The sequence below is a fragment of the Echinicola rosea genome, from assembly GCF_005281475.1.
Taxonomy (GTDB): Bacteria; Bacteroidota; Bacteroidia; order Cytophagales; family Cyclobacteriaceae; genus Echinicola; species Echinicola rosea.
On record NZ_CP040106.1, the window covers coordinates 612,196 to 639,014 of the forward strand.

General features: G+C 43.2%; 19 protein-coding genes. 5 read left to right on the forward strand and 14 right to left on the reverse strand.

Going from position 1 to position 26,819, the window contains the following annotated elements; all coding sequences use genetic code 11:
- Positions 1–33: 33 nt before the first annotated feature.
- From porM to FDP09_RS02635, 7 genes are all read right to left on the reverse strand, one after another.
- Positions 34–1,635, reverse strand: coding sequence for a type IX secretion system motor protein PorM/GldM (gene porM, locus FDP09_RS02605; protein ID WP_137401161.1), 1,602 nt, complete (start codon positions 1,633–1,635; stop codon positions 34–36).
- A 38-nt stretch (positions 1,636–1,673) separates the two neighbouring features.
- Positions 1,674–2,486 (reverse strand): type IX secretion system motor protein PorL/GldL, encoded by an 813-nt coding sequence (gene porL / locus FDP09_RS02610; protein ID WP_137401162.1) that lies wholly within the window; start codon positions 2,484–2,486, stop codon positions 1,674–1,676.
- Positions 2,487–2,545: 59 nt separating this feature from the next.
- Positions 2,546–3,634 carry a T9SS ring complex lipoprotein PorK/GldK gene (gene porK, locus FDP09_RS02615; protein WP_137401163.1) on the reverse strand — a complete coding sequence of 363 codons (1,089 nt, stop codon included), beginning with the start codon at positions 3,632–3,634 and terminating at the stop codon, positions 2,546–2,548.
- A gap of 116 nt (positions 3,635–3,750) precedes the next feature.
- Positions 3,751–4,728, reverse strand: a complete 978-nt coding sequence (locus FDP09_RS02620) for a PorP/SprF family type IX secretion system membrane protein (RefSeq protein ID WP_137401164.1) — start codon at positions 4,726–4,728, stop codon at positions 3,751–3,753.
- A 79-nt stretch (positions 4,729–4,807) separates the two neighbouring features.
- On the reverse strand, positions 4,808–5,581 hold the full coding sequence (locus FDP09_RS02625; RefSeq protein ID WP_137404922.1) for a uroporphyrinogen-III synthase: 774 nt from the start codon (positions 5,579–5,581) through the stop codon (positions 4,808–4,810).
- A 42-nt stretch (positions 5,582–5,623) separates the two neighbouring features.
- Positions 5,624–6,730 carry a DUF4271 domain-containing protein gene (locus FDP09_RS02630; RefSeq protein WP_229683517.1) on the reverse strand — a complete coding sequence of 369 codons (1,107 nt, stop codon included), beginning with the start codon at positions 6,728–6,730 and terminating at the stop codon, positions 5,624–5,626.
- Positions 6,731–6,734: 4 nt separating this feature from the next.
- The gene (locus tag FDP09_RS02635; RefSeq protein WP_137401165.1) at positions 6,735–8,465 is read right to left on the reverse strand and encodes a POTRA domain-containing protein; all 1,731 of its coding nucleotides are present in this window, start codon (positions 8,463–8,465) and stop codon (positions 6,735–6,737) included.
- A gap of 50 nt (positions 8,466–8,515) precedes the next feature.
- On the opposite strand from FDP09_RS02635, the gene hemW reads away from it, so the two are divergent.
- The 4 genes from hemW to pheS all read left to right on the forward strand — a co-directional run bounded on the left by hemW (position 8,516) and on the right by pheS (position 16,984).
- Positions 8,516–9,640, forward strand: coding sequence for a radical SAM family heme chaperone HemW (gene hemW / locus FDP09_RS02640; RefSeq protein WP_137401166.1), 1,125 nt, complete (start codon positions 8,516–8,518; stop codon positions 9,638–9,640).
- Between the two features lie 80 nt (positions 9,641–9,720).
- The gene (locus FDP09_RS02645) at positions 9,721–10,035 is read left to right on the forward strand and encodes a DUF721 domain-containing protein (protein WP_137401167.1); all 315 of its coding nucleotides are present in this window, start codon (positions 9,721–9,723) and stop codon (positions 10,033–10,035) included.
- A 1,565-nt stretch (positions 10,036–11,600) separates the two neighbouring features.
- Positions 11,601–15,821 carry a hypothetical protein gene (locus FDP09_RS02650; protein WP_229683518.1) on the forward strand — a complete coding sequence of 1,407 codons (4,221 nt, stop codon included), beginning with the start codon at positions 11,601–11,603 and terminating at the stop codon, positions 15,819–15,821.
- A 134-nt stretch (positions 15,822–15,955) separates the two neighbouring features.
- Positions 15,956–16,984, forward strand: a complete 1,029-nt coding sequence (gene pheS, locus FDP09_RS02655; RefSeq protein ID WP_137401169.1) for a phenylalanine--tRNA ligase subunit alpha — start codon at positions 15,956–15,958, stop codon at positions 16,982–16,984.
- Positions 16,985–17,814: 830 nt separating this feature from the next.
- On the opposite strand, the gene FDP09_RS02660 is transcribed toward pheS, so the two are convergent.
- From FDP09_RS02660 to FDP09_RS02690, 7 genes are all read right to left on the reverse strand, one after another.
- Positions 17,815–18,000, reverse strand: coding sequence for a hypothetical protein (locus FDP09_RS02660; protein WP_137401170.1), 186 nt, complete (start codon positions 17,998–18,000; stop codon positions 17,815–17,817).
- A 383-nt stretch (positions 18,001–18,383) separates the two neighbouring features.
- Complete coding sequence (locus FDP09_RS02665; RefSeq protein WP_137401171.1) at positions 18,384–19,793, reverse strand: peptidylprolyl isomerase; 1,410 nt, start codon at positions 19,791–19,793, stop codon at positions 18,384–18,386.
- Complete coding sequence (locus tag FDP09_RS02670) at positions 19,786–20,700, reverse strand: peptidyl-prolyl cis-trans isomerase (RefSeq protein ID WP_229683554.1); 915 nt, start codon at positions 20,698–20,700, stop codon at positions 19,786–19,788. The genes FDP09_RS02665 and FDP09_RS02670 overlap by 8 nt, the downstream gene beginning before the upstream one ends.
- Positions 20,657–22,672 (reverse strand): peptidylprolyl isomerase, encoded by a 2,016-nt coding sequence (locus tag FDP09_RS02675; protein ID WP_137401173.1) that lies wholly within the window; start codon positions 22,670–22,672, stop codon positions 20,657–20,659. Before FDP09_RS02675 ends, FDP09_RS02670 begins: the two co-directional genes overlap by 44 nt.
- A 92-nt stretch (positions 22,673–22,764) precedes the next feature.
- Positions 22,765–23,193 (reverse strand): ATP-binding protein, encoded by a 429-nt coding sequence (locus FDP09_RS02680; RefSeq protein ID WP_137401174.1) that lies wholly within the window; start codon positions 23,191–23,193, stop codon positions 22,765–22,767.
- Positions 23,183–23,527: an STAS domain-containing protein gene (locus tag FDP09_RS02685; protein WP_137401175.1), complete on the reverse strand. Its 345-nt coding sequence runs from the start codon at positions 23,525–23,527 to the stop codon at positions 23,183–23,185. Before FDP09_RS02685 ends, FDP09_RS02680 begins: the two co-directional genes overlap by 11 nt.
- Positions 23,528–23,560: 33 nt before the next feature.
- Complete coding sequence (locus FDP09_RS02690) at positions 23,561–25,618, reverse strand: GAF domain-containing SpoIIE family protein phosphatase (RefSeq protein WP_137401176.1); 2,058 nt, start codon at positions 25,616–25,618, stop codon at positions 23,561–23,563.
- Between the two features lie 82 nt (positions 25,619–25,700).
- On the opposite strand from FDP09_RS02690, the gene FDP09_RS02695 reads away from it, so the two are divergent.
- Positions 25,701–26,417 (forward strand): DUF4197 domain-containing protein, encoded by a 717-nt coding sequence (locus tag FDP09_RS02695; RefSeq protein WP_137401177.1) that lies wholly within the window; start codon positions 25,701–25,703, stop codon positions 26,415–26,417.
- Positions 26,418–26,819: the final 402 nt, after the last annotated feature.

The following is a 26,819-nucleotide window of genomic DNA, read 5'->3' on the forward strand; positions in this document are numbered from 1 at the left end:
CTTCATAAGTAAACTAATGAACCTCGCGACGGATTACTTGATTGCAATACGTTCGATATGGTTAACATTACTTTTTATCTTTTGACCCTGGAAGTTAGTTCTTGTAACTTCAGTCACTTGAATCACCAAATCATCACCGCTTCTGGCAGCAGCAAGTAATTGCCTGATCGCTACATCTTCGCCGTTAATATTTACCTGGTCCCGAGGCACTTCGTTTCTAAGCAGCTTCACTACCCCTCCGGACACCTGAAACCGTGCATCCTTAGGCATGGTTCTTCCGAATGTAGGCTCTGGCACCGCTTTTATCTTTAGCTGTGAAGGGCCTGGAGCAGGAAAAGGAACACTCATATCGATTTCCTTATCTCCATTATAAGCAGTAATAGTCGGCGCAGGCACTGGTCGGATATCATAACTGACCGTACCGATTTTTGCGCCACCACTGCTCACGCCAATATTTACTTTTCCTGAATTAGCAGGAATTATGGTCACGTCACCGGGATTACTGCCCTTTATGGCTTGTCCATTCGTTACAGCAAACTCAGGTGCATAGCTATTGCCCAATGCAGGTACTTTAATGCTCAGCTCATTTGCACATTGTGCATAAAGCTGTTGGATAGCCTCAGCAGTTACCTCGATGGTCGGGTTGGCCACGAAGTAATCATAGCTTACATTCAACAGACTATCCTTGCCATCAATGTTGACCACTACTTCCCCTTCCAATGTCCGTTTGGCCAAGCCTCTATCATCATAGCTGTCTGCCGGGCCAACGGGGAAACTGATCTTACCAAAGCCATTTTCCACCGGAATTTCTTTCCCCCCTACACTCATTTTAGGCTGGGCAGAAGATGAAGCCGAAGCGATAAACAAATTCCCTTCAAACTTGGTACCTGCCGCCACGATATTGGAGTTGGCTGCTACCATGGGTTCGAAGATATCCGCTTTATAATAAAATGATCCCAAAGAACGAGTTAGTGCACCCAACGATTCTGATTCGATGTTCAGCACTTCATTTTGGTACTGACTGATGATGGCCAATACCGCACCAATGGGTGATTTGACAAAGTTCAGGTTTACGAAATCCTTGTACCTTACATCAGGATCATTTTTGAACATATCGATTTCCTCAGCATCCTTGGCAATACGTTCAAACTCCATTGGAATGCCCACATCGCTCAATAACGCCTCGATCTCCTCCGGATATTGATTGAGACGCTCTTGCATCTCATATCCTTTCTTGTTGTTATTAAAGATATTGCCCGCAATATCGGTATTTTTCAGGGCACTGTTTTTATACTGCCCTTCCTCATTTTTTGCATTTGACTGCGTAATCAGCTCTTGCTTCAATCCTTCCAGATAAGAGAATACCTCAGAAGTCTTATCCCTGATCTGCTTGGCAGCTTCTACCTTTGGCAGGTCTTTTTCGTTATTTCCCTGCTGTTCTACTGTTGCTTCAATATTACCGACAATCGATGCATTCTTCTCGATGTAGTTCTTGGAAGTCCTTTCCAACCCATCGTTTAGTAAAATGAACTTTTGCAGTATTTGATTACTTACCTGTAGCGCCAAGAGAGCGGTCAGAACGAGATACATCATCCCGATCATCTTCTGCCTTGGCGTTTCTTTTCCACCGGCCATATATATCCAGTTAAATTATAGTCCTACAATAAATTAAATTAACCCTTCATGGCCGTAAGCATACCGCCATAAATGCTGTTCAGTGAGCTAACGTTTTTGTTTAATTTGCCCAGTTCAGCCTTGAATGTTTCGGTTTCTTTGCCTGCTTCATTCAAGCCTTCCATGGCTGCTGTAACGTTAGAATAGAATTTATTGAGCACTTTTACATGACTGTTAGCATCTTGCAATTCCATCTCGTACACGGCATTCAGTGCGGATAGGTTTTGGGTCACTGAGACAACTTGATCCCTGTAGTCCTTGGCTTCTTGGGAAGCATTTGACATTTCTGAAAGTGCCGCTGCAGTTTTACTGTAAGACTGATTGATGTCCACCAGTGTTTTGGAAGCTACCTTTACATTTTCGGCATATTCGTTGGTTGCCAACGCAGCATCCGCAACAGTGCCCATTTTCTGGGTTGAATCGGCCAAGTTTTTCAGGCCTTTGCCCAGGTTATCAATCAAGTCCGGACCAATATTCGCATCTTCAAGCATTTTGTCCAGCTTTTGGGAGGTCTGGTCTCCTGAGCTTTGGACCACTCTTGCCTTGCGGGGTGCCGCCGGTGCCGCACCATCGGCAAGTTCTGGGTAAACTTTGCTCCAATCGACTTCCTCTGTCTTGGGCTCAAAAGCGGAAAGGAAGAAAATCGCTGCCTCTGTAGATAGTCCTATCCCAATCATGAGTGAAGCACCTTCCCAATCGAGGATTTTAAACATTGCCCCTAAAATTACTACGGAGGCCCCGATTCCGTAAATTTTCGGCATTACGGAACCATAAAACTTGTGGGAGAAAGATTTTTCGTTGTGTTTAGCCATAGGTTGTTAAAAGTATGGTTTATGTATTTGTGTGTAAGTGTGTGTATGTGTACAATTGATTAACGTCTTCTGGTAGCCCTGACATCCATGGAGCCCGAACGACCGATAAAGGTCATCACCGTTCTGAAACCGATATGTGCAGTCTTCACATCCTGGTATTCGTAGGTACGCGTACTGGTCTCCAGGTAATGGGCAATATCTTTCCAAGAACCTCCCCTGACAACCTTGCGGGATTCGTTTTCATCTTCATATTTGGGGTCGAGGTCCCATGTAAGTGAACTTCCCGCAGGGTTATAAGCATCTTCCACCCATTCAGATACATTTCCAGCCATATTATATATACCAAAATTGTTCGGAGCATAGGTATCTACTGGTGCAGTATATGCAAAACCATCATCGATATAGTTACCACGGCCAGGCTTAAAATTAGCCATCAGGCATCCTCTTCGGTTTTTGAGGTAAGGGCCTCCCCAAGGATATTTGGCGATTTCCTTTCCTCCTTTGGCGGCATATTCCCATTCTGCCTCGGAAGGGAGTCGGAATCTTGGCATATCATATTCAGACTTGTCGTTTGCATTCATGTGATACGTCTTCCACTCACAAAACTTCTTGGCCTGCTCCCAACTGATGCCCACCACAGGATAGTCATCAAATGCAGGATGCTCAAAGTAATATTCCATCAGGGGATCACCGTAATGGTGGGTAAAGCTCTGCGACCAAACAGTCGTGTCCGGCACAAGTTCATCAATATTAAATTGAGGAGGATCCTTAAGCGTAGTGGGAGTAGACAGGGCCAATTCTCCCATTCTTACCGCTTCCAAAAACTGACGGTATTTGTTATTGGACACTTCGTATTTGTCCATATAAAATTCAGATATCGTTACCTGCTTGTTCAGCGAGGATTTGCTGACCGCAATATCTTCATCCGCTTGTCCCATCCAAAAAGTCCCCGCTTTTACAGGCACCATCTCATGGGGGAGGGTCTGTTGCCATCCTGACCGATCAGGCACACCAGTAACTTCTCCAGACCTGTTGGCTTTTTCGCTAGCAGAACCCTTGCTACCAAATAGACCACATCCCTGCAGCAGTGCCATGGAAAGTAGCATCACGATCCCTGTCAAAAATCGTGAGTTCGTTTTCTTGTACATATAAGACAATTTTGTTGACAATTCTTTACTTCTTCGATTAACGTGTATTTACCAAGATCGAAATTTAAGAGAAAATACCAAAACTTCGCAAAAAATCAGGCAAAATTAACGGTAATTTAAAACCGGAATCTTGGTGTTCGTTGTATGATACTCTCTATTTTTTTCGTTATTGTTGGCAAATTATACGTTAACATAAACTCATGAGAGGTCGGTGCTTTAGCCTCGTTTCCCCCCATCACCAAATCAAAAGCATACCCTATCCTCAGGGATTTATCTCTTAACAATTTATACCCCAACAACACTGACAGGGACTCTTCGCCCCTGTAGGCGATCCCACCGCTCATACGGTCATCATATGTGGCTATAACGCTCACATCATATGAAAAATTATTGAACCCTTCACTTTTTAATAAGATACTTGGGTCAAACGTTACCTGCGCAAAGGTCCTGATTTTATATCCAAGCATCAAATAACTGTGGTTGACCAGTTGGTTATCAAATGAGTTTTCTCCAAAATCAAATGTCGGTTCATTGATGTGCCGACTGCTCAGTGCCAAGTAATATTTCGGTGCTTCATAAAGGATCCCTGCGCCAAAATTAGCACTCATCTGGCTTTCATTTCCACTGGACGGTATGCTGGGATCCGGATTCACCACATCGATCTCATCGTATTTTATGGTATTCGAAAACATCCCTCCAGAAACCCCTAAGCTCAAGACACCTCTTCGTATTTTTCTGTGATAGGCCAAGGAGATATTGGCCTCTTGGCTGGTAGCTGGCCCAATGTCATCATTGGTAAAGGACACGCCCCAACCAAAGGATGTCCCTGGAATTCTCCCGGATGCTGTCACCAATTGGGTAGTGGGAGCACCACCATTTCCTGACGACGTCGTATAGCCCAACCATTGACTTCTATGCAATGCTGAAAACCGATAACCTGTGTGATTTCCAGAAAAAGCAGGATTATAATACAGCCCGTTGTACATATATTGTGTAAACTGGGCATCTTGCTGTGCATAAACCATCGATGGACCAATCCCTCCAAGTAGTATCCCCGAAAAAAAAATAAAACTAAGGTAAATTCTCTTTTTCATGCGCTTCAAAAGTATATTGAATCAATATGACTATTCTACACAATTATAATCGAATTTACCTTATAAATGTTGGGATTTTTTAGATGTTATTCACTTTTTTTATGTACAATTCGAGTGCCCCGGTCATACTTGGCGCATTGGGCATGGGAGCCTCAATGTCCAAAATGAGATTTTGATCCTTCACACTTTTTGAAGTAGTAGGGCCAAAAGCGGCTATCCTGGTAGCCCCTTGCTCAAAGTCGGCAAAATTGTGAATCAGTGATTTTATCCCTGAAGGACTGTAAAAAGCCAATATATCGTACTTGATATCCTTCAGATCGGATAGGTCAGCAGCAACTGTGTGGTAAATGACTGCTTCGGTAAATTCAATATTGTTCTTGGCCAGGTTATCTGGGATATCATTTTTACGAATATCCGAACATGGGAAAAGGTACTTTTCTCCTTTATGCTTCTTGAAGTAATCAAATAAATCCGCAGCTGTCCTTACACCGACAAACAACTTGCGTTTTCTGATCACGATGTACTTCTGAAGATAATGAGCTGTCTGCTCCGAAATACAAAAGTACTTCATGTCGGCAGGCATTTCGATTTTGAGTTCTTGGCAAATTTTAAAGAAGTGATCGATGGCGTTTCGGCTCGTAAAAATGACCGCTGTATGCTTGAGAATATCGATCTTTTGCTTTCTAAATTCTCGGATAGAAACAGGTTCTACCTGTATAAAAGGCCTGAAATCAATTTTCAGATTGTATTTCTCGGCCAACTGAAAATATGGAGATTTGGCATCTGAAGGTCGAGGCTGAGAAACCAAAATACTCTTCACCGGCCGAAATCTGTCCTTGGTAGATTTTGTCATATGCTCTTTTTCTTCTTTTGTTTTCTCTCGTATTTCCCCCATTTAGCCAACGATCAGTTTAACGATCACTAAAAAGGGAACCAATTCCGAACTGCAAAGGTAAGAAAATAAATGGTAACTTTTAAAAGGGACTTTTTTTAACATTAAGTAAAAAAGTCTAAAAATCCCTACCAAATAAACCACAAGAAACAAACATACGGCATAATTCATTATGTCGTCCATCGCTGCATATCCCTGTAGATAGAATCCCATCACCACTATATACAGAATCAACAGCACTAACATCAAACTCTTTACCAGATAAAAAAACTGACTGAAATCAATTTTATCCAAGTGATAAACCACTGCAAAAATCTTGATCCACAGGTATTTTAAAAATGACATCACCATAAAGAGCACAGCACCGGACAGCCATATCAACAAAAGTGAATTAAGACCATCCCCTAAATACTCATCCAATATACCATGACCTGCAAGATGCAAAAAGGAAAATGCAAACAACGACATCAGCATACTGAACACCAGCATGTAAAAAATTACGTCAGACGAAAACAACTTCATACCACTGCTGCCTTCGGAAAACTCTTCCTGAAACAAGGACACTGGCCTAAGAGCTGACTGAAAAACCATGGGATAGGTCACCTTAAACAAGGCAACCAACGCCAGTACCACCACAAAAGCCAAAATCATAAAGTCTTTTACCGGATCCTTTTCTCGTAACTGCTCATTGGGCACATTGACCCCGCCCTCGACGGGCCTACCATTTCGAAAAACACCTTTTTTAACAGAGAGCCTGTCACTGTCTATCCCTTCTTTATATACTGTCAGTGGAAGGCTTTGTGTCCTTTCCCCACCCAATTCCTTTAGTGCTTTCAGTGAAATGATGAAACTCGTATCAGATGAGGCGTAGAGCCAAAGTTTCTCGCCTAAAAAAACTGCCGACTTTTCGGGAAACTCCAATTGAAAAGAAGACATCGGATAATCCTCCAGATTCAAGTTTACCTTGGCCAACACGGCAGAAGGGATAAGCTCGTACTTTTGCTCAATGACAATCTTCGGATTATAGTTTTCCAACACCTGGGCATGTAGCGCACCAAAAAGAAACATCATTACCAACATCGCGGTCAGCCCTTTAAAACCTCTCTTCATAAAACTAAAATCTGCCAATGTATCCAAAGTGAATCTTTGCGTAGTTTACTCCTATTTTTTGCTCATTTGATTTCCCCATTCCATACAAAAACCTGAACTCACCACTTCCCGTGCTTAAATTTAGCCCCCCGCCAAAAGACAACACGTTATCCCGATTTTCGGGAATCGACCACCCGGATTGTTCCAAGGCTCCTACATCTGTAAACAGCAGAAAATAAGAATTCTCTTCAAAATAAAACCTCGGCTCAAAATTAGCATAAACATATCGGTTTGCGAAAAAGAAATTCTCATTAAACCCTCTGATGCTCCTCAAACCTCCCAAACGGTACATGTCGTTCTTCAGGATATTGTCCCCAACAAGCAATCCTCCCCGCAATCGCAAAAAGCTGACCAATCTATTGCTCACCCGCCAAAATTCCTCAGCCGAAAATGTCCCAAAGACCTGAAACGCTTCCTTTGGTACTTCCTCATAATACGCTTCCTTTATCGCTGTATTGTGCAGGATCTTTTTATTACCTACGCCCCATTCAGTCACTAGTCTCCAGCCGCTCTTGGGAAGGTAGCCGTCATCCAAGTCCTGATAACGGAGCCGCACGCCATAGCTGTGGTAGCGAAAATCCAGCACTTCAGGCAATTCATCCGCTGAACTGACTTCTGGCACCGAGAGCAAATCCCCGGACTGCCATCTGCTAAAAAAATCCATATACAGCCGCGGTGTCACCTGATAACCAAACCCGAGCCTAAAATCCCTGTTCACAAAACTCGTATCCTCCTTGAGTAGAAAAAAGGAAGCATTGACATCTATTCCTGTCCCCAGAAGTTGGGGTTCCAATGCCGCTATCTCTAGGTTTTGGCTGTATTGGGTGAGCCTCTGCCAGTGGAGACCGTAATGCCGTCCTTTGCCGGCGGGATTATAAATATCCAAATCGAATTGCCCTGTCACCAGCAGCTTATTGGCTTCTGCTTCATTTGGCAACAAACCGATAATCCCATCCAAGGTATTGATCTTTCTGTTCTTTAAAGTAAGGTGTACCGTAGCTTCGCTGTTTTGAAAAGTCACTCTTGGTGCCGCTTCGAATTGGTAATACGGTATATTCTGAATGGTCTGAAGGGCAGCCTCCACTTTTTTCTGGGAAAAAGGCTCGCCAAGTACTATTCCCAGCTTCCTGGCCAAAAACTCCTGATTCACACGGGCATTGCCTTGTACATTCAAACTGTCAAAACGGATATATGGCCCTTCCTCCAGGGCTATATTGGCTTGCAGTGAATTTCCAGTTTGGCGGATGCTGTCTAGCCTTACTGCCGCAAAAGGATACCCTTCATTTTCCTTCTGCTCCAATATTCGCTCAAACAAGCGGGCCACTTTTTTATATGAAACAGGATGCCCCTGAAAAAGACGGGGATCATAGCCCGCCCTCCTTAACAACTGCCCTGGCAAATTTCCGCTTTCCAACGAAACCCAATTGAATCGCTCACTGGTCTGTATAAGTGCCGTCACCGCACTGTCTCTAAATGTTATCCGCTCCACCGCTGCCATCAAATACCCCTCTTCCCTCAGGCGCTCAATATACCCGTTCAGAAAATTCCTTACGGCCAGTGAATCGGCCAAGTCCTCGGAGCCACTTTCTTGTTTTTCGCCCCGAACCTCATAGTCCAGTCCATACCGCTGTTGGGCCTGTAATGACTTACCGAGCCCACAAACAAAAAACAATGCTATAATGAATAGGCGTTTCAAAAATCCTTCTCGTTGTTTTACTTAACTTTGTGCCGATAAAAGTAATCAATTTGGCAGGAATTTATATTCATATCCCCTTTTGCAGACAAGCGTGTCATTACTGTGACTTTCATTTCAGCACTTCTACAGCACTGAAAGCCAAAATGGTCAGTATGATATGCAAAGAACTCGCTCTCCAAAAAAACTATCTTGGCAAAAGCACCCCGATCAAGACCATTTATTTTGGAGGAGGCACTCCTTCGTTGCTCTCATCATTGGAGCTTTCTGCTATTCTGGATACGATATCGCTACACTACCAGCTTGACTTGGACGAAATGACCATCGAGACCAATCCGGACGACCTCAGTCAAGAAAAACTGAAGAGCCTGAAGACGCTTGGCTTTGACCGTCTGAGCATTGGGATACAGAGTTTCAGCAATGAAGTTTTGCGATTTTACAACCGTTCGCATACCGCCGAAGAATCGTTAAAGTCCATCGATAAAGCGAGAAAAACCGGCTTTGAAAAATTATCCATCGACCTGATGTACGGCTTCCCTGCGGGGGATCACCAGCTCTGGGAACATGACCTCAAACAGGCCGTCCAGCTGGCACCTGGCCATATCAGCAGCTATTGCCTTACGGTAGAAGCGAATACTGCATTGGGGAAATGGGCAAAAAAAGGCACTTTCAAACCCGCATCGGAAGATTTTAGCGCTGATCAGTTTGAACTGATGCAAAAAAGACTGGAAGACGCAGGCTATATCCAATATGAAATTTCCAATTTTGGCAAACCAGACGCGTTTGCAGTTCACAACAGCAACTACTGGAAAGGCACCCCCTACCTGGGCATTGGTCCAAGCGCCCATTCCTTTGATGGAAGTACTAGGCAGCATAACCTCTCCAATAATCCAAAATACATCAAGGCACTGGAAGACGACACCATCCTGTTCGAAAAAGATATCCTTAGCCAAGAAGACTTGTTAAATGAATACCTGCTCACTGCACTACGGACAATTTGGGGCGTCGATCTTCAAAAGGTAAACCAACAGTTTGGAGTGGACATCTTACAGGCCAAAGGCACACTGATAGAGCACTTTCGTGAAGAAAAACTGATGGAAGCAGACTCCGACTACCTTCGGCTCACCAAAAAAGGCAAGCTTTTGGCGGACTTTATCGCCGGCAAACTTTTTGTCTAATCCTATTTGGGAGATCGAAAGCCCCAATAGGCTCTATCTTTTATTGTTACTGTGACAAAGTAAGGCTACCTTTGATTACCATGAAAAAATACCAGGACTATAATCCCCGCAAAAAGGAAATCACACCGCTCAAAGAAGCGTTTGAGGAATTACTTCAAACCTATAAACTCAAAGACCGCTTTAACGAAAGGAAAATCGTCAGTGCTTGGGGAGAGATGATGGGGAAATCAATCGCCAGCAGAACGTCCAGTATCTATGCCAAGGACAAAAAACTTTTCGTAAAGCTAACTTCAGGTCCTATCAAAAAAGAATTGATGATGAACAAGTCACGTATTCTTAACATCATTGAAGAAAAATTCGGAAAAAACGTGATAGAGGACATCACATTTTTATAATGGCACCAACAACGTAAAACCTTCCCCTCCCATTCAAGTACTTTTCTGTTTTTTTATTTTGTAGAGACAAAAAAACCACTCAATAAACAATCATTAATTTTACAAAAACCAACATCAACACACTATTTATCGGCATAACCAAACTATTACTTCAATGTAAACTGCATATTGTCATTTTATTAAAATTAAGCGTTATTTTTTATTACGAATTACAAATCAAAACAATATAAAATGCAATAATTTAAAATAATGTAAAAATCAATCGTTTTCATTGTGTGATTTTTAAATTTTAAACCTATTCATTACCTTTGAGCAATCAAGTAGCCAAAAGGGTTAATCTATACTGTAGGATGTTGAAATTGGCAGACAAGCCCTCCTGTCTCGGGGGTGGAGATTCTGGGATAAAGCACACATAGAGCTCTTGTGTTGCCTAACTTCTCCGTGGAGGTTCGAGTCCTTCTCCTACAGCACTGTGTTAAATTATTTAGAGAGAATGTTTTTATGGCAAAGGAGAATGGGCAACCATTATGCATAAAAACGTTCTCTTTTTTTTGTTCCCTCCCAATATCCAGCCCGATAAGGTTAAAAACGGATCCAGCGGAAAAGTTGGGGGCTGCCAGTTTTCTTAATCGCAAAACCACCGTTAAAAAAAAGCCAAAAAGGTATTATGTTTGAAAAGTGCATGTTTGTCCTGCATTGAAAGATTACACTCGAAAGCTAGCCCCCCGAGTGGCGACCCATTCTTAGCCATGGGGGAAGACCATAGTAAATTTACCCACCCAACGTTCCCCGTTTTAGCCGCATTGACCGCCCGATTCCCCATAACTTCCCGCTAAAACCCATTCGTGCGGATGAAGAAAGACCATCGTTTTAGCGGCCTAAAATTTTCTTTTAAAAGACCATGTTAACATTCGCCACCCAGAAATAATGCTTGATCCCGCAAAAGTTGGGGGCTGATGGCAGGCTGACAACGTAGATGTTTATGATTTGCGCTGTTTTTTTTCCTAAACGGGAAAAGTCTCCAGTCCCGCTTTTGTAATGCGAACTGCTGAGAAAGGCATTTGTAATGCCTCCATGCAGTGAAGCCTCCAATAAATGGCTTGTCCGTAAGACCAAAAATTAATGCGCAACGGCTAATAGTGACGCCTAATCAGTTCGAAACACTTGTGCACGGCTAACCATCGGCCAATACATATATTCGTTTAAGGCATGAATTTTGAGATTGCTTGTAAATATTAAAATTGAAACAAGTAAAGCTTTGGTTTAACTGTAGCAATAGCAAAAAATCATCTACCGTTAACTTAGAGGACTTGCAACGATTGTAAATATTTGGGAGCTATTCTCTTTTGACTATCTTAGGAAAAGAAACTCCGTAGTTTTTCAGACTCTATTTTTTAGGGGCTTGTGAACTTTGTCACGTTCAACTTTATTCTAAGTAAAATAAAGTTTATTTTGCTTTATACGGTTAATTTATGGTAAAAAAGAGCCAAAATAAAAAAAAACTGAAACGATCCCAGAGGCGGTTGATCCGGTTTTTTGCCATAGTAATTTTCTCTTTGGTATTTGTGCAAGTAGGACTATATTTTGGATCTGACCTGCTCTTGCGAAATTATGTCCAATCCAAAGTGGATGAAGCCTCCGAGGGAAAATACGAGGTGAGTTTTGACCGGTTTCACCTGTCCCTTTTTCAGCGAGGATTCTATTTTGAAGGCTTCAGCCTTACCCCAAACAAAGCTATCTTGGACTCCCTTCCTGATGACAAGCCCATCTATAAAGTCCAAGTTCCTCAAATTGCCGTAAAAGGTATCGGGTATGATTTTGGCGATAAAATACTGAATATCGGTAACCTGCAGTTTGTCGAGCCCATGATCCAGACCAAGCAGCAACTGGACAGCCTCAGCTCAAATACTAAATTGGAACAACTTCAGTTGGAAATCAAAAAATCCTTGGAGCGTGTACGCCTGGAAGAAATCATCATTGATAATCTGATCATTGAGCAAGCTGATTTGCTCGTAGAGAACTTTGTAAGCCAGAAATCTATAAAAGCCGAAAACACCAACTTTTCCTTGAAGGATGTCCACCTTCTAAACCCGAGACCCGAGCCTACTCCTTTCAACGCACGGGGTTTTGGCCTAACCTTGGAAAACTTCGAAATGCTACTGGCAGATAGCGTCCACACGCTACTTGCAGAACAAATAGAAATTTCTTCTTTGGACAATCACATCACCGCCAAACAAGTAGCGCTTCTTCCCGACTTGCAGAAACCAGGAGAAATCTATTATAGCATGAAGCTCGACAACTTGATGCTTACCGATGCTGATATCAATCAGGTATTCTATACCACAGATGTAGCGGTCGGCAACCTCACCTTGAACCATCCGGAATTTTTGGTCTATTCCGAACTTTCGCCTGAAGTGCAGGAAAAATCATTGATGGATTACAGCCTTTATCCATTGATAAAAGATATTTTGAGCTCCATAAACATTCACCATTTACAGATCGAAGAAGGAAGCTTTCTCCAAAGAGGAGTACATGACGAATACAAAAACCGAATCGAAACGGATAAGATCAACTTCGAAATGGAGCAGGTTTACATCGGCCCCGATACTGAACGCACCAAAAACCAATTTTTCTATGCTAACGAAGCCGCCCTATCGCTGTCCAATGTGAAAGTGGTCCTGGCCGATGGCGTACACTGGATCACTGGGAAAGAAGTGTACTTATCCTCAAAAGAAGATGAGATAAAAGTCGTTGGGGCCAAGGTGGAGCCTTTCAGAAAAGTCACGGAAGAAATCCCCCTTTTCGAAATCGAAATCCCCGAATTCAACCTCGAAAATGCCAATCTAAAGAAAGTTTACAACCATAATATCCTGGATGTAAAAGACATGGTCTTTCGCAATCCGACAGTAAAATTCAGTAACCTTCAGAAAAAGGAAGGCAACATGAAAGGCCAAACGATACAGGAACTCACCAAAAACTTCCTGAGGGCAATCTACATAGACAGGCTAGAACTTATTGAAGGTGACATGATCCTTAACAACACCATGAAAGTCAATAAGGACAGTGTCTCTTTTACAAAAGCCAGTATGGTTTTGGAAAATTTTGCGGTGGACGAAGGAATAGAGCAAGATTCCTCCAGGATGTTTTTGGCAGAAGACCTACAGCTAGAACTGGATAATTATGCCATGAAGCTGACCGATGACATGCACCTTTTCAAAGCTGACAAGATCTTTGTAGACACCAAAGAAAAGATGCTGAAAATAGAAGGCTTCAGTTTTGAGCCGCTTGACTCAGACAGGGTCATGGAAAACCTGCGCCGTCTGAACAAGAAAATGGTGCTTGAAGTACGTGTGCCGGAGTTTTACCTGCGGGACGTGGATATTGCGAAGGCCTATTTTGATGGGGTTTTGGAGATAGGAATGGTGGAAGTCCCATCACCCGACATAAAACTCAGTCGCTACATCGCACCAAACCAAAACAGGGAAAAAGTGCAGATCAACGACCTGTATGAGCTGGCAACAAGTTATTTTAGCCATGTTACCATCGACTCGCTAAATGTTATTGACGGCTCCATTGCCTATGAAAACTATGTCCAAAACAAAATCAAAACTTTTGCAGAGGATAATGTGTCCATTAAGATCAAAAAATTTGAGCTGGATGAAAATGTAACCCCTCGAAATGCTGAAACATTTTTTGCCGAGGAATTGGACGTCAGCTTAAACAACTATGTGTTTAACGTAGCGGATGGAAGATACTCCTTGCACGCTGACCAGATCAGCTATAACTCTTCAAGGGATGAACTCATCACCTCCAATGTACGGTTGAGGCCGAGACGGGATCTAGGGGTCAAAGTAACCATCGGTGCCAACATCTCCAACCTTAGCTTTGCAGGTGTGGACGTGGACAGGTTCTTCTTTGAAAACACCTTGGCCATGTCCAAGGTAAGCCTGTCGGATGCAGAAGTAAACTTATTCATCGACCGTAACGGGACAAAAAGGAGCCAACGGGACAAGGCACCAAAAAAAACCCGGAATCTTCCAAAAAGGTTTGACATCATACAAATCGACACCATTGAAGCCCAAAATGCCCGATTCAATGCATTTTATAGCAATGATGGTAAAGAACGAAACCTCATCAATTCCGGTGTCAACCTCTCATTTTATGGTTTTCTTCTGGATTCGGCCAAACTCGCCAAAGGAGATATCGTGGGTTTTTTCAATAATATGGCCATGGATATTGACAATTTCAACTTGGCATTGAACGACAGCGTACACACATTAAATTTCAGCAAGGTGGAACTGGATACCAAAAGCGATATGATTGTGTTTGAAAACTTAAAGGTCATCCCTAAAAACCATATCGGCAAACATGGCAATCCGGTCATCGCTGCAGCTGTACCCTTGGTAAAGCTGCAAACCCATTCACTGACGAGTTTTCAAGAAACCGGCGAAATCGATTTTCAGCGCATAGAACTGGTAAATCCTGAGATCAGCTTGTATCTTGATCGAAAAGATAATCACCGAACAAGCGGAAAATCCAGTGAAGACGCTGTCCAGGACATCATCAAAGACTTAAAGGTGAATGATTTCAAGCTCAGTGGTGGCAAACTCAATATTTTGGAGAAAGATTCTGCCGCCCATATCCGATCATTCAACGGCCTGAACATTGCCCTAAATGACCTGAGCTTCGACCTGTCCAAGACTGCTGCTTTTGACAAGGACATATTTCTGGACAAGGATTTCTCGGTAGAATTGCCCAACTATGAAATCAAGTTGCCTGACAGTCTGAATGTCCTTAATATCGGTCTGGTGTCCATTCACAAAGATCAAATGACCCTTAAAGACGTGACCTTAAGTCCTCGTTATGGCAAATATGAATATGTTCGCAAAGTTGGCTATCAAACTGACGTAGTAAAAGCACAATTTCCAGAGATTAGGTTTGACGTGATCGATTTAAAGAAACTCATCGAACAGCGAGAAATCAAGGCAAAAAAAATGCTGGTCCAAACGCCAAACATTCAAGTGTTCAGGGATAAGCGGGTACCATTCAATGACAGCATCTATAGGCCCATGCCCCAAGAGTTGATGAAAAGATCAGGCATTAAACTGGAACTGGACACACTGGACGTGGCCAATGCGGTCATAACATACGAAGAGTTTCCGGAAAAAGGAATGGTTCCAGGGAGCATCACCTTTGACTCTCTATATGCCAAAATGTATCCGTTTCACCTTAGCAAGACGACGGAAGACACTTTTGCTATTGACAGCAGCTACTTGGAGGCCGCAGCAAGGATAAACGGGGCGGCTGCGATCCACATGTCGGGAGAATTTGCCTATGATGCCCCATACCCCATGGAGATCAGTGTTCAAACCGGAAGATTTGATTTAAGGGCAGTCAACTCCATCATGACCAGAAATGCCTTCCTCAAAATCCGTGAAGGCATTGCCCAACCATCTACTTGGAAATTTACCGCTGACAATGAGACAGCCGTCGGCACCATGACATTTTACTACAACAGCCTGAAAGTGCAGCTCCTCAATGACCGAACCCTTAAGAAAGCAAAAGGAAGAAAGGCCATGCTGAATTTTGTCCTAAACGCCATTGCCCTGAGGGGCAATAATCCAAGGAAGATTTTTGGCACGGAAAAGATCGCCCCAATTTACTTCCAAAGAGACAAAAGCAAATTTATTTTTAATTACTGGTGGAAAGCGTCACTTTCAGGATTTCAAGGTTCCCTCGGCCTTGGAGAAGCTGGTCCAGCCAAGAAGGAAGAGGAAGACGAGTAGCTTGGCTTTCATGGGCAGTGAGCCAAATGGACTTTTACTGGTTTTAAAAGCACAGCCGGCAGAAACCAATCGATGAAATATGAGGTCATTAATCGATAATATTTTAGATTTGCATGTCAAAAAAGATTAGCTCTATGCATCAGGATAAAATTGAAGCATTAAAAATAGAAATTGCCGCGGCAGACGCCAGCAATCCAGAGGAACTGGAAGCGTATCGAATGCGCTACATCAGCAAAAAGAGTGTCGTCGGAGCACTCTTTGCTGAAATGAAAAACGTACCGAATGACCAAAAAAAGGCTTATGGCCAAATGGTCAATAGCGTAAAACAAGCTGCTGAGGAGAAATTCAAAGAATTGATTGATAAAGTCAATGATGGTGCAGGCAAGTCCAAGTCTTCCGATATAGACCTGACACTCCCCGCCACCAACCAACCCGCTGGAGGCATCCATCCACTGACGGCTACCCGTCAGCGAATCATTGAGATTTTTGAAAGAATAGGTTTCAATCTTTCAGAAGGACCTGAAATTGAAGACGACTGGCATAACTTTACCGCCCTAAACTTCCCGGAGAACCACCCTGCCAGGGAGATGCAGGACACCTTTTTCATCGAAAAGAATCCTGACATCGCGCTGAGAACCCACACCAGCTCTGTCCAAGTAAGGGTGATGGAAAATCAACAACCTCCTATCCGGACACTATCACCTGGAAGGGTATTCAGAAACGAAGCCATTTCTGCACGTGCACATTGTATTTTCCATCAAGTAGAAGGATTATATGTGGATGAAAATGTTGGATTTGCTGACTTGAAGCAGACCCTTTATCACTTTGCCAAGGAGATGTTTGGCAAAGAGACCAAAGTACGTTTTCGCCCTTCGTATTTTCCTTTCACAGAGCCTAGTGCTGAGATCGATATTTCTTGCCTGCTATGTGGCGGTGATGGCTGTAATGTTTGTAAGGGCTCAGGATGGGTAGAAATCGGCGGATCAGGCATGGTTGATCCCAATGTTTTGGAAAACTGCGGTATTGATTCGGAGAAATATACGGGCTTTGCATTTGGAATGGGAATTGAGCGAATCGCGATGCTCAAGTATCAAATCAAAGATTTAAGGCTGTTTACCGAAAACGACATTCGGTTCCTCAAACAGTTTAAACCGTTGCTTTAGCGCGTTCACAAAACCGCTTGAAACACATCATGATGGTATCAAAAAGTGCTAAGCGGCCGCCCAATGTACCATCTTCTTGAACCCGCATTATGCACTAGCCTATCTATTTCGACCTGAAACTACTTCAAAATCAGTCGCTTCGCCGCTGTTTTCGATTTCACCATAGCGATGCTATGATTCAATCTCCAAACAGCCTGATTTTCTTGTAGTTTCAGCTCTTCCCGATAGCTATTGGGACAGGCCATAACGATTCCTAATGCATAAAGCGGGCAATGTCGTTTAGTTAGCGTGTATCTGGAAATATTGGTTTAATTATTTTTCTTGTTAAATTCCAAGATGGTTTTCATCTCTTTACCTTTGTTACTTTTTTGCTTCAGGTCAAAGTCGAGTAGGCCTGGGCCCTATGCCCAAGCCTCTCTCAGAACCGTACGTGACAGTCTCCCGTCATACGGCTCTTGACAATCAAATCTGATGTTCCAGATTTTGTTTCAAACAACTCCATCTTCCCTAGTTTTTAGGTTGTGGAACCATTCAAAACCGATTGCCTCAGTCCCTTCGCTCTTTCTCCGTTTCCAGAGCTTTCAACACTACTACGGACTGATCCGCCCCATCCCTATCAAAGGGGATGGTTCTCCTGTTCCATCCAACCGCCTGTTTCGAACTCCTGCCGCCTTAATGCCGCCTGCCAATAGGCCAACTCTCAGTCTGCGCTGCCTATTTTGTCCCGGAAGTTACTCTAGCCCCCGGTTTTGACAGGAAGTATTTTTCACGACACTTCATCGAACGGTTCACTTTCGTTCAGCTTTTCGAAACGCATTCCTTCTGATCGCTCAGTACCACAGCCTTGAAAGCGCAGCACCATCAGGGGAATTTGACTGGTCTGCCTGATCCAGTCCCAGCCGTCGTGCCAAGGGTTGTAACGCCCTATTCGACATCAGTTGGATAGCATGTCCGGTTTCCCGAACTTCAGGACACACAAAGTAACCAAAAAAACCCGCCGCTACGCCACGGCGCACAGGTGTGCAGCTATTGGCCTAAAATTACAACCTTCCCTCATGCAGGCAAACTCCTCCTTTTCTAGCTGCCAACATTCTTTTTGGCTAGTATTTCGTCAAACAAGCCTGCCTTCTTGCCTACCCGCTTTTTAATTTCTTAACGCCCAATACCTGCAAGGCGGATCCATTTTATACAGGTTTAAAAAGACCATGGACTAAAACCATGATTTTCTCAATGGACGATCCGTAATGGAAAATCTTCTTAACTAAACTACATTGATAAAGCGGGTTGAATACACTAGCTATACCATTCCGCTATTTCTGGAATCAGCAAATGACCAAAAAAAGAGCACTTGATCAGATCAAGTGCTCTTTTTTTGCCCTAACGTCTTACCATACCATGGTCAACTCTCATCCTCCTTGAGCGCATTACATCGGTCATACGCCGGATCGATGTCAATATAGACCTCTTCTTTGGCGATTTTAAACCAGTCTTCCAATGCCTCAGACTCCTTCTGCTTTTTGGTAGCCGCTTTTAGTTTTTCATAATCATCCTCTAAGTTGGCCCGGTGAGCAGGATACTCATTTTTGAAATAGAGCAGTCGAACTGCTTTTTCAGGCTCTCCCGTGCGTTGATTTTGTTCTTCATAACGCAAAGCATGGCTGATAGTGCCCACCTTCATGGTATCTATGGTGAAATACAGGATAGGATCCTCAAGTGTTCTGGCCGATAGGCGGTTTGCCCCGGTCGTAGGATCTGAAAAGAACCCGCCATTATCAGAGGTATTCCTATCTTCAGAGAAATCCTTTGCTGCCTTCGCAAAACTCATACTGTCCAATTCGATCAGGTTCCTGAGACTATCCAGTTCCCTTTCTGCAGCAGCAATATCCTGCTCTGTAGGCCTGGGCTTGATAAGGATATGTCGGGTGTTATAAGAATCGGTCCTCCTTTCCAACAACTGGATCAAGTGAATTCCAAACTGTGACTCTACAGGCTCCCCAATTTCACCTTCTCGGAGACTAAGGGCCATGGCTTCATACTCTGGCGCTAGCTCCCCTTTGCGGAAAAATCCCAAATCACCCCCTTGGTTTTTTGACCCAGGATCTTCAGAATATTTGACCGCCATGGATGCGAAGTCCACATCTCCGTCGAGAATCTGCTGCTTGATATCATTCAATTGCTTGATCACCCGATCCTTTTCCTTACGGCTGGGCTCAGGCTTCTTCACGATCTGACCTACCGATACTTCCGCGGAGAAAAACGGTAAGGAATCCTTTGGTATCTGGTTATAAAATTCCCGCACCTCAGCAGGGGACACGGACATGCTCTGTACGATGGAATTTCTCATTTTGGCAACGGTTTTTTGCTCCTTGACCATATCATGGATCTCTGACTTTAGCTGCTCAGCAGTCTTGCCATAAGCCTCCACAAGGGTTTCCTCATTTCCTCCAAACTGCTGCAAGACCATATTGAACCGTTGGTTCACATCCATGATTACTTCTGCGTCAGTGACGATTACGGAATCAATTTCAGCCTTGGCCAGCATTAATTTATTTACCAACAGTGACTCAAACACATCACACCTGGAGGGTGCCTCAAATCCTTCCTGGGATTGCGAAATGGCTTCTAGGTATGACTTCTGAAGATCAGACTCCAAGATGATATAGTTATCTACTTTGGCGATGATTTTATCCAGTATCTGGCCGGATGGCTTGTTTTCTTTCGTACTGGTACTGTCTTTCTCCTGAGCATAAACTGCAATAGTGCTCAAAAAGCATAAAATAACGGCCAGCGTTTTAGTAAGGTTATTCATATATTTTAAATTCATTATTACCTTTTGCTCTCGAATAAACTTCATTCTGAAGGCTTTCTGCTAGGTTGACTTTTCTTTTATTGACAATGATTTTTGAGATTTCATCTCGTACAAATTCCACAGGAGGAACCTGATCTTGGAGCTTGTATTCCAACACCTTAAAATAATAGTTATATTGATCGTCCTCAACTTTTATCAAGGGCTTTCCCCTGGTCAGAAGCTGGACTTTATTCTGATTCTCGGCCAATGGGGTATTCGTGATGATCTCCTCGAATTTTACCCAAGTAGAATCTTCCAAGTAATAGTTTGCCGCTGACTTGATCGCCAGCTCCCTTAACTCGTGCTTTGCAGACTCATCGGTTTGCCCTAACAAGCGGTTTGCTTGATTATTCTGGGAAAGCGATTTGTCCATTTTGATAAAATTGGCCCGCACGATGATTTCCTTGAGCGTGAAATTATGAATGTTTTCTTCATAATACGCTTTCACCTCTTCATCAGTGACCTCCTTGTTCAGGTTTTCCTCGATATAAGCTTTCTCATATTCATACACAATCAAAGCATACTTATAATCCAATAATTTCTTATCGAGCTCTGCTTTGCTAACGGACACTTTTTGGCTGGCTTCCTTGATCATCAAGTGCTTTTTTACCCACGATTGCACATAACGATTGGCCAGGTCAGTGCTGTCACTGGCCGTAGTCGCTTCCTTGGTGACAAAATCCAAATCCGATTTACGCAAATAGATATCATCAACGGAAGCCACTGCAGGACTATTACTGGATGCAGTATCTTCTTCAGATTTAACGCTGAAAAAACCACAGCCAGATGCTCCTCCTATCATGATGAAGAGGAAAAAAGCCAGGTTAATCCTGCGCAACAACGATATTTTCGATTCTCTCTTTTTCATCCTCATTAATCTGAACGATGAAATTCTGCTTTAGTACGCTGATCAAGCTTTGATTCAAGTGTTCCTGATAATCCTTTATAACCTGTCCGCGTGTTTCTTCAAACGCTTTTGGCCCTGCGGGATACTGTTTGCCCAAGAGCACAATATAAGGCTTATTATTCACCTCTACTTCCTGAAGTCCAGACTGTATTTCCAAGGTCTTAAGGATTGGATCATTATGAACTTCAAAAACTCCCTCATCCACTTTATAAGACAATGTCGAAAGGGTGGACAAATGATCCTCCAACGCTTCCTTTAATCCGCCTTGATAGCGGGTATTGGCCAAGTATTCCCTGACCGGCCCTTCTGCCTCAGGAGCTAATACCTTTACGATCAATGCCTCCGCCCGCTCTTCCCACATGTACTGATCCCTATGGCCTTCAAAATACTCCATGAGTCCAGCAGTATCCTTCAGCGCTTTCTGCCAAACCCGTTCATTCATTAGGTTAAACAGCAGGATCCCTTCCCTATACTCATTTACCAAGAGCCTAAAATCGTCATTATTGGCCAGAAGATCCGCTTCTTCAGCCTGATCAAGCGAAATTTCGACGAATTTTTTAAACCAAGCGTCAAATGGTTCTTTTCGCTCCACTTTTACAACTACTTCATCTTGCTCCACAAAATCCACAAAATCCCCAACCTTCTTGCTCTCCCCGTCAATGGTAAACAAAGTGCTGTCCAAAAGATTCTGGGCTGTATATACTTCACGGAGATCCTTTAATCCCTTAGGCTGCCCAGTGACCTGCTCTTTGGCAACGGCGACTAAAGGGCCATTTTCCACAAAATTGTACCGTGATTTCTGAATTGCGGTCACTTGGCTATTGATAAGCACTGACCTGCTGTCCCTTAGGATCTTTGACTTCAGGCTTTCTTCCAATTCTTCGTACGGCGCAAGTGGTTTTTCATCTTCTAGTCGAATAATATGGTAGCCATAGGAAGTCTTCACCGGGGAAGAGATTTCACCAATTTCGGTTAGTCCAAAAGCCGCATCTTCAAACTCCTTTAGAAAAGCTCCCACTCCAAACCAAGGCAGCTCGCCGCCATTCTCTTTGGTGCCGACATCTTCTGAAAACAGCTGGCATACTTCCTCCCAACTGGTATCTTCCTTCTGAAGAGCTCCATAAATATCAGTAATCCGTCGCTTGGCACGATCTTCCGAAATGGGATCGGTGGGATCTGTTCTTATCAATATGTGAGACACCTTTACTTGGCCGGGATTTGGCTTTCGATCCAAGAGCTTGATGACATGATAGCCAAAGTCCGTGAGCACAGGATCAGAAACCTGCCCAGGCTTAAGCTGGTAAACAGCATCTTCAAAAGGATAAACCATCTGCAGCGAAGTGAAATACCCCAAATCACCTTGGTTGTTTTTCACAGAAGGGTCTTGGGAGTATTCTTCCGCTAGTTTGGAAAATACTTCACCGGCTTCTGCTCGCTCCTTTAACTTAACGGCCATTCGAAACACGGCCACAGAATCTTCTCTGCTTGAATTGCCCGGAAAACGCAATAAGATATGCTGGGCATGCACGACATCCTGCATTCTGGAATAGGCTTTCCTTATTTCCCCCTCTTGGAGAGAAGTTTCCAAGCTGTACGGCCGCTTTAGATCTTCCTTAAACGCATTAAACTCCCGCAGGAACTCCACAGACTCATCCATGCCAAGTGCTTCTGCCTCCTTCACCTTTAGCTTATAGTTCAGGAAAAGTTCAAAGTTCTCCTCAAATTCCTCCTTACTGAGTTTATCCTCTTGCTGATCAAACTCCCTATTCTTTGAAAGCATATGCATAAACTCCTCCGCAGGCACATTTTCATTGCCTACCGTAAGGAGATACTGCGGGCCATCTGATGGAGGAGTGCTCTGCGAAACCTTGGAGTTTGGTGAACATGCCACCAACAAACCCAACACCCAAAGACACTGGTATGTAGTTTTCATCTTATTTACCATGCCAAAAACAATTGTGCAATGTTACAAATTTTAATGTAGAATGTGTGGATTTACGGGTGATAAGTGGCAAGAATTAACAATTATTTGGAATTCAATTGCTTGATCAGCCTTACCATGTACCAAGATGGGTGTGTTTCTATTTCTATGGCGTCCATAATGCGTTTTACCAACAAAATACCTACGCCTCCCCCTGCTTTGTTTTTTTGCCTGTCCTTGATGACTTCCTTCAAGTCCGGAGTCTTATAATCCAAAATATCAAACGGCTCTCCGTTGTCCGTAATCTCAAAAATAATCCGGTCATCGTACTGATGGACTTTTACATGAAGATGGCTGGAGGGATTACAGCCGTGGGTATGGATGATGCGATTTGCACACACCTCTTCCACAGCCAGCACCAGCTCGTTTCTTAGCACATCGGTGAGCTTGGAATGGGAAAGCTCGGTGATCAAGAAATCCCTCAGATCAGCCAGCTTGGTCTTTTCGCAATATAGTCTCAACTCATGCTTCATGAATGGTCTCTAAGGCCTCGTCCCTGCTTGGTTTTATGGTGATCAACTGATCCAATCCCAGGATATGGAACACATTGGCTACCTTTTCTGATAGTCCATAAATCAAAAAATGGATGTTTTTTTCTTCAAATTCCTCCAAGTAAGACATGAAAACGCCCAATCCTGCAGAGGAAATGTACGACAGCTTATTGCCGTCCACAAAGATGTTTTTATGATCGTTTTTAACAACTTCATTTATCGCTTCATCCAACTCCACAGAGTTGCTGGCATCCACCTGTCCATCGAGGATGAGGAGGATATGATTATCTTCTTGCTTCTTACTAATCGTCAACATAACTGATTATACGCTAAGTTTTTGCTAATGTTGTTATAAGAATTTTAATACCATCAGGGAGTAATCATCATCGGGTAAGGATGCTTCTCCAACAAATTCATAAACTGACTGAATCAGGTGATTTTTGATTATTTCGGGTGATTCATTTTTATAGGTATTCAAGACTTCCTTCAGTCGATCATAACCAAATTCCTCGCCGTTTTGATCCTTACTTTCGATAATTCCATCGGTGTACATGACCAAAATATCCCCTGCATGGTAGTGAATGGTCTTTTCATTAAGATATTCAGGGTATCTATCACTCCGCAAAATCCCCAAGCCCATTCCTTCCAAATGGATGTAATCCGCCTCTCCGGTTTTATTGTCATAATACAATGTCGGACAATGTCCTGCCCTACAAAAAGTAATGGTACCTTGTGAGGTATCGATCAAATAGTATGTGGTCGTAATAAAAAGGTTTTTGGCCAGACAACTGCTGAGGGCATTGTTTGCCTTGGAAAGAAACGCTTTGGGCGAAAGGTCCAACTGTACGAGACTATGAAACACGCCCTTCATTTGCGACATGTTAAAAGCCGCAGAAAGCCCTTTACCAGAGACGTCTCCAATGATCAGGGCAAACCTATTTTCATCAAATTGATAAGTCTCATAGTAATCGCCACCTACCTCATCAGCTGCTTCCGAAAACCCATAAATATCAAAGTGGCTATTGTGATGCAGGTCAGAAGGCAATAAGCTGCGCTGCACCCGCTGAGCGATCTTCAATTCTTCCTTATACCGTTCATTCTTGATCGCCTCACTGAGCAGTCGGTGGTTTTCGACAGATATACTTGCTTGGCCCACAAAGGTGGTCACGATATTCAGCATCTCTTTATTGAAGCCATTTTTGACCTCCTTGAGCAAGAAAAGATAGCCCAAAAGATTCTTGTTTACCCAGATCGGAACGATCAGTGCAGACTTGTAAAGATCGTGCTCCACGGCACTATTGACATGGTCAACAGCAGATGGTGTCCGCAGGCTGAGGAAACTCTTAAAAACTTTGCTCTTATCCATCAGTTCCTTGATCTCCTTGCGGTCTTTGTTGGTGATAAACCGCTGGTGGAGGATCTGGAGTTGGTTATCTTCATCCACGATTTCCAGCCATGAAGCATCCGCATAGGCCGCACTCATACAGCTGTCCACCAATATATCCAAGACTTGGGTTTCACTTTGCCCCGGCTGGATCGATTGGCTTAATTTTTGAAAATTAATAGCTTCTGTAAGCTTCTGCTCAAAAACCGAAGAAGTCGGAAGATTAAACAGGGTAACCAAAAAACTAAACAGTGAATAAACAAACACAAAACCATAAAGCCCCATCAGAAACAAATTGTCCATCAAATTGATTTCTGCATAATGGCTTTGATAGCCCATTGACTGCATGAATAAAAAAGTAGTCGTGATCAGAATAATCCCAAAAAACAAGATGGATTTCCATTTGTCCTTAAAGGTAAGGTAAGGTATCCACTTGAGGTTTACCGATATAATGACCCCAAAGATAAGTAGAAATACCAACCCAAATAGAAAGGTAAAATCAAATGTATTCTGATTAAAATAAACATAAAACATGCTCACTAAGAGCATGACTTCATATATTTGCCATTGCTGGACGGTATTTTTGTTCTTTTGGTATAAAATGAGCTTTTTCCACAATAAAGAACATGAAATAAGGAATAATGTCGTCAGCCCAAAATTGACATGGTAAAAGAAATTTCCCAAAAGGGGATCCGTACTAAGACGGGTATCGTCTAGGACCACATAAAATATCCTGATCAAAAAGGCTGCTCCTATAACAATAAGTCCCGTAGAAGCTGCCCTCCAGATAAGCTGAATAAAATTGTTTTGATCATTTCGATCTATGGAGCGAGAATAAAATAAGTACACCAGGATAAAAAATATGATTTCAAGCGTCCAAGTGATTTCATGGGCAATGCCCAAGTTCATATTGTTCACAGTTCCGAAAAGACGGAGCAAATCCACAAAAAGCAGTCCCAACCAGGTGAGCACAGTCACCAGGATTAATATTCTTCCGATATTTATGTTGGGAAATTTGATCATGTACAAAACCATTACAATTATACGTAATGTCAACCAAATAACCTTAACCAATTTTAGGGGAAGTTTTTAACCAATGATAAAGATGCAAAAAAGTGTACCGGCCTGTATCGTGGCCATTCTAGCAATGATGATGAGCTGCACCTCAGCAGATGTAAACAAATTTATCCAAGGAGCCACAGAGGCCAGTCTCTCTGAAGCCGATGTGAGCAATGGACTGAAGGAAGCCCTCGAAAAAGGTATTTCCGAAGGAGTGGGAATAGCTGGCAAAAAAGATGGCTATTTGGGCAATGAACTCCTTAGGATCGGACTACCTGAGGATGTGCAAAAAGTGGAAAGCACTCTAAGGAAAATCGGCCTTGGGGCGGAAGTGGACAAGGTCATCACCACCATCAACAGAGGAGCTGAAGATGCCGCCAAAGAGGCCAGGCCAATATTCATAAGCGCCATCAAACAAATGACGATCCAAGACGCTTGGTCGATCCTAAAAGGAGATGATGATGCAGCAACCCAGTATTTACAGCGAACCACCACTGAACAACTGACTGCATTGTTCAAACCCCACGTGCAGGAATCCCTGGACAAAGTCGGTGCCACCCGGTATTATGGAGACCTCGTCAATAGCTACAATACCTTCCCAACCACCAACAAAAAACTAGATCCTGACCTGAACAGCTATGTGACGGACAGGGCTATTGAAGGATTGTTCAAATTGATCGCCGAAGAAGAAAAAGCCATTAGGGAAAACCCCTTGGAACGAACCAGCAGCATTTTGAAAAGAGTATTTGCCGCGCAGGATTAACCGGTTTCCCCGCATTAAGCGTAAAGGTTTAGGGATTATACTCTGTGATGCTACCTTGGAAAGTACGATGTACAATGACACTTCCCAGCGTGAGCGAAGGTTGGTCTGATAGCTCTATTAAGCCATTCTTGAGTCCTGTCTTGAGTGTATCGTAGGTAACGGTTGTACCGAGGGCTGTGCCCCACTCCGGGTAGTAAGAAGTGAGGTCTGGGAAGAGGAAAGTGAGACAGCCCCCCCTTATGGAATTAGCTATGTTCTTAAGTTAAGGGAAGTACAACACGCTTGTCCCCCTGAGCGGAGTCGAAGAATAGTGTAGAACCTCGATTCCGCTCGGCCTGACCTCTCTTAATTTCATTACCTTAAGTGCCTTGATGGGGTGAAGGTGTGAAATTTGGTAGCTGG